The 5594-nt window shown below is 35.0% G+C and carries 4 protein-coding genes; all 4 read left to right on the top strand.

Features of this window, described 5'->3' with window-relative positions; all coding sequences use genetic code 11:
- Positions 1–194: 194 nt before the first annotated feature.
- The gene (locus P0N36_RS14370) at positions 195–1355 is read left to right on the top strand and encodes an FIST signal transduction protein (RefSeq protein ID WP_275843554.1); all 1161 of its coding nucleotides are present in this window, start codon (positions 195–197) and stop codon (positions 1353–1355) included.
- The gene (locus P0N36_RS14365; RefSeq protein ID WP_275843553.1) at positions 1356–3785 is read left to right on the top strand and encodes a response regulator; all 2430 of its coding nucleotides are present in this window, start codon (positions 1356–1358) and stop codon (positions 3783–3785) included.
- 17 nt (positions 3786–3802) lie between these two features.
- Positions 3803–4819, top strand: coding sequence for a response regulator (locus tag P0N36_RS14360; protein WP_275843552.1), 1017 nt, complete (start codon positions 3803–3805; stop codon positions 4817–4819).
- A 117-nt stretch (positions 4820–4936) separates the two neighbouring features.
- Complete coding sequence (locus P0N36_RS14355) at positions 4937–5239, top strand: hypothetical protein (RefSeq protein ID WP_275843551.1); 303 nt, start codon at positions 4937–4939, stop codon at positions 5237–5239.
- Positions 5240–5594 lie beyond the last annotated feature (355 nt).

The raw sequence follows: 5594 nt of genomic DNA, 5'->3' as shown, positions 1-5594 counted from the left end.
TATATAATAACTAAAAAGATAGAAAAAAACATATGAAAATGATACAATATAAATGAGACTTATGTTCTATAAGTCCCGCTTATATTATGCCTATACCATAATTAAGGGGTCATAACTAAGTTAGACGTCTTGAACATACTATAAAAACACTTGTTTTTTGATATGTAGGATGGATGAGACAGGAGGTTGTTTAGGTGATTAAAGTTGTAGTAGGTCACAGCGAAGACGTAGAAGCGGCAGATTGTATAATGGAAGTATTGGAACAGTGCCAAAAGGCGTTGGGAGAACTAACCCCCCATGCTGGTATTGTCTATAATGCCATACACATGGACCATCAAAAAGTGTTGGACACAATCATGGATACATTTCCAAAGCTGGAGTTGATTGGTTGTACAACAGATGGAGAGATTTCATCTATTTTAGGATGTGTAGAAGATTCCATTACTTTAATTTTATTTTATTCGGACACCATTGAGATACAAGCAGGCATGGGTGAATATTTATCCCAAGACGCGCATCAAACGGCAATGAATGCAATTAATCAAGCAGAAGTAAAAATGTCAAAATCACCAAGCTTTTGTATAACACTTGCAGAAAGTGTGACTGTTGGTGGCGTATCGGTGATTAATGCATTAAAAAGTATATTAGGCCATGAATTTCCCATTTTTGGGGGATTGGCTGCGGACCAGTGGTCTATGAAGAAAACATATCAGTTCTATAAAAGAGAGATATTAACCGATAGCATACTTGTTCTTCTTTTTGCCGGAAACATTATTTTTTCTTCGGGATTGGCCAGTGGATGGACCCCTATCGGACATAAAAAAAGAATTACAAAAGTTGACGGTAATGTAGTCTATGAGGTTGACCAAGAACCAATTCTAGATTTCTACAACCGCTATGTCGGCGGTAATTATAAAAGAGTGCCAACTGAGTATCCTTTGGCAGTTTTCCCAAACGAACACAGTGAAAAATACTATATAAGAAGTCCTTATACTTTTAATGAAGACAATAGAAGTGTAACTTTTTTTGGTGATGTTCCGGAAGATGTTGTTGTTCAACTGGTTTCCGGATCTATTGAAAAAATGAGCATTGCTTCTGAAACAGCACTTAAGGATGCTATTGAAAGTTATAATGGTAATAAACCAGAAGCGGCGCTTGTATTTACCTGTTCTGCTAGAAAAGCTATTTTGGGATTGAATGTAGATAAGGAATATCACTATTTACAAAAAAACATGCCGGAAAGTTTCCCAATATGTGGTTTCTATACTTATGGAGAGATTTGTCCTCTGGAAAATGGTAGAGAAAGCTATTTTCACAATGGTACTATAGCCGTGCTACTAATAGGAGAAGAATAGATGGAACATCAAGGACATGAACATTCCATAGAAGAATATGAAAAAGAAATCAGAATCATGGAAAAGAAGTTCAGGATTATTGAAAAAAAGTTAAAGCGATCTGAAGTTAACCGACTCCATCTGCAAGAAATGAAAGACAAAAATCAACTCGTGTTGACCAAGTTATTAGATGAAATAGACGATGCAAATGCAGTCATTAACAAGAGGAACAATGAATTAAAGATTCTAAAGGAACAAGCGGAAGCTTCTGTAAAGACTAAAAGCGCCTTTCTAGCAAATATGAGCCATGAGATACGTACGCCTATGAATGCTATTATTGGTTTTTCAAGCTTGTTGCGGAAAACACCATTAAATCATAAACAAGAAGACTACATAAACAAGGTTGATCATGCGGCTCATAGACTACTACACATCATTAATGATATTCTTGATTTTTCCAAAATTGATGCCGGTAAGCTACAAATGGAAGAAACCGTATTTAATCTAGAGGATGTTATGAACAATCTCATGGACATGGTAAGCGTAAAAGCATATAAAAAGGGTCTGGAATTGATTGTCATGCAAGATCCTTTAATACCCAATACTTTGAGTGGCGATCCCTTTAGACTGGGTCAAGTATTACTCAACATCACAGATAATGCAGTTAAGTTTACAGATCAAGGCGAAATATTTTTGAATGTGACCACGAAGAAAATAACAGAAAAAGATATTACTTTGCTTTTTGAAATCAGAGACATGGGGATTGGTATGACCGAGGTTCAAAAGAACAGTATTTTTCAAGCTTTTTCTCAAGGGGATACTTCCACCACAAGAAAATATGGTGGAACTGGGTTAGGCCTAATTATTTCCAAACAAATTGTCGAGTTAATGGGTGGTAACATATACGTTAGCAGTGAATTTGGTAAAGGAAGTAACTTTGTTTTTACCGCTAATTTTACAGTGGCCCCCAATGCTCATCACAAAAAGGAGATTCCGGACAATCTAAAAAAAATATCTTTATTGATTGTAGAAGAAAATAGAAGTGTTAGAGATGTTTTGGAGTTGTATACGAGAAATTTTGGTTTCGAGCATGTGGTTTATGCAGATAAGGAGATGGCTTTAAAATGTGTGAAAAATAAACAACATTTTGATATGGTCTTAATTGGCTGTAGTATGTCCGGCCATGAAGGTATAATAACTTTAAGACAGCTTAAAGCCATTAAATCAAATTTGCAGGAACCGAAATACATTATGTTGACTGCAAATATACGAGATACAGTAGTAACACAGGCCATGCATGAAGGATTTGATGAAGTTATAATGAAACCGATTAATCAGTCCATATTGTTTGATACCATTTTGTCATTGTTATGTAAAAATGAGTTGTCGCTGACACAAAGTATGACGACTTATTCCGGTATAAAGGAAACTTGGGATATTAAAGGGGTACGAATACTATTGGCAGAGGATAATGAAGTCAATCAGCAGATTGTTAGCGAATTTGTTGTAAGTGAAGGTGGTACCATCAAAGTGGTTTCTAATGGCTTGGATGCTTTTAGAGAACTAAATGACAGTGATGGGACCTATGACATAATTTTGATGGATTTACACATGCCTATTTTGGACGGTTACAAAGCGACTCAAAAAATCAAAAATCAATTAAAACATATTAAAATACCCATAATAGCTTTAACAGCTGATGCCATGTCTGATACAAGGATTGAAGTGTTGGCAAAAGGTATGGATGATTACTTAACCAAACCAATTATACCGGATAGACTATATGCTATGATCAATAAATGGACAAAAGGCATCGTGAGTCCTGAAAATCTATCATGGCATATGGCAGTAAAGCAGGATCCTATATATCCTCAAACGAGTCATATAAATAGAAATATTATTCAAGAATACTATAAAGGCAATATGCAGCTCTATATGAGCATTATGGAAAGGTTTCTAGGTTATAGAAATGTCTGCAAAGAGCTTGAAAATGTTAATATTGGAAATATCGAGGGAAAAATACGTATAGCTCATACCCTAAAAGGACTTTCGGCTCACATTGGATCATCAACATTGGAACATCATTTTGAACATCTGGAGCGTATGATTAAAGATAACGCATACCAAAAACAAGACTATTATGATCAGCTTAAAGAACTAGATGAGCTTCTTTACTTGGTCTGTGATGAGATTCAAGAAGTACTTCTTGAGTTAAAGAAGGATAGTGTTTTAGAAGAGACGATGGAAGAAAATGCCTTCTATGAAAAATTACCATTATTAAATGAAATGTTAGAGGCTTATGATGTAAGAGGCAAAAAGGTCTTTTTGGAAATGACGCACAGCCTAAGAAAGCATTTTTCTAATCAGGACTTTAAAGATTTGGCTGATCATATCAACAGTTATGAGTTTGAAGAAGCAAGTACAATAATTAAAGAAAAATTCAAGACTTAAAGGCTAGGGTGATGCATATGTATAAAAAGCAGACGGTCTTAATTGTGGATGACACACCGGATAGTATTGAAATCCTTGAAGGTGTCCTAAATGAAACCTACCATATTAAGGTGGCCAAAAGCGGTGAAATGGCGTTGAAAATTGCTGAAAAAACATCTCCGGATATTATTTTACTAGACATCGTCATGCCACATATGGACGGTTATGAAGTGTGTAAAAGACTAAAAAGTAATCCGGTTACCAAAGGCATTCCCATTATATTTGTATCAGCTAAAGGAGACGCCTTCAATGAAGCAAGAGGTCTAGAAATTGGCGCCGTCGATTATATTACAAAGCCTATAAGTGCATCCATTGTATTATCTAGGGTTAAGACACATTTGAGTCTATATAGTCAAAGCAAGGCCTTAGAATTCCAAGTGGCAGAAAAAACAAAGGAACTAACTGAAACACGTATTGAGATTATACGAAGGCTAGGTATGGCAGCTGAGTTTAGAGATAATGAAACCGGTATGCATATCTATCGTGTTAGTGAATTTTGCAAAACCATAGCGCTTCATTATGGATTTCCGGAAAGTGAAGCAGAGTTATTACGAAATGTATCTCCTATGCATGACATCGGCAAACTTGGTGTACCGGATTCAATTCTTCAGAAGCCGGGAAAATTAACAGAAGAAGAGTTTGATATTGTTAAGAAACATACTATAATCGGTGCGACCATTATTGGTGATCATAAATCCGACTTGCTTAGAACAGCCAAAGTTGTTGCCTTAGAGCATCACGAAAGATGGGACGGAAAAGGATATCCTAGAGGACTGGTAGGTATAGAGACCAATTTATTTGCAAGAATAACAGCATTAGCGGATGTCTTTGATGCCCTAACCAGTAAAAGACCATATAAAGAAGCTTGGAAAACAGAAGAAGCCTTGATTTATATTCGACAAGAATCTGGGAAACATTTTGATCCAAAGGTTGTAGAGGCCTTTTTTAAAGGAATTGATCGTATTTACGAAATCCAGGATCGATATAAGGAGTAGAATTGTGTATTTTTTAAGTACATAAGTATGTATAAACTATGTACAATTTTATAGCGTCATGCTATAATGGCTGTATAAGAACAATATCCAATAAGTAAAGATTGAGAGGAGAAGAATATGGAAAAAAGACTAGAACTATTAAGGAAAAAAAGTAGAATTGTATATGACATGAACTGTATTAAGAAGTACATGGAGGTAGGCGACTATGATTCAAGTCTTGAAAAAGCATGGGAAAAGTATCAGTTAAACCTAGACAAAGTTGAAACAGAGTTGAAGCTTTTGTCAAACCCATCCACCAAAGAACTTGAAGATCTTAAATTGGAGCGTTTAGCAAAAATTAAGGAATATGAAAGAAATATTGCATTGATCAAAGATCAATTAGAAGATATTGATGAAGAACTTAAAATACTTACCAATTAGTATAAAGATGAGTAAGACCAAGTAGTAACTTAGGTATCAACCTAGAGTTGCTACTTTTTTTGATATTTTTATGACAGAATAATAAGTTCTTTCTTTTGAGAAGTGAAGCAATTACCAAGCTTACCTAATAACTTCGGAAAATACAGCATAATAACTAAAAAATATGATATATATACAAAAAGTATGACATATGCTATACTTATTAGAGGATAACCCTGCATTATCTGTTAATTAATTAACTTATAAGTCAATTGATTAACAATATCATCTGACAGAACGCGACATCCAGTTGCATCAAAACCACTCGAACTTGACTGATCTAATGACATGCATGATGGACACAGATTAAACTAAA

The sequence above is a fragment of the Petrocella sp. FN5 genome, assembly GCF_029210395.1.
In the GTDB taxonomy this organism is placed as follows: Bacteria; Bacillota; Clostridia; order Lachnospirales; family Vallitaleaceae; genus Petrocella.
This window is presented reverse-complemented; position numbering and strand designations above follow the sequence as displayed.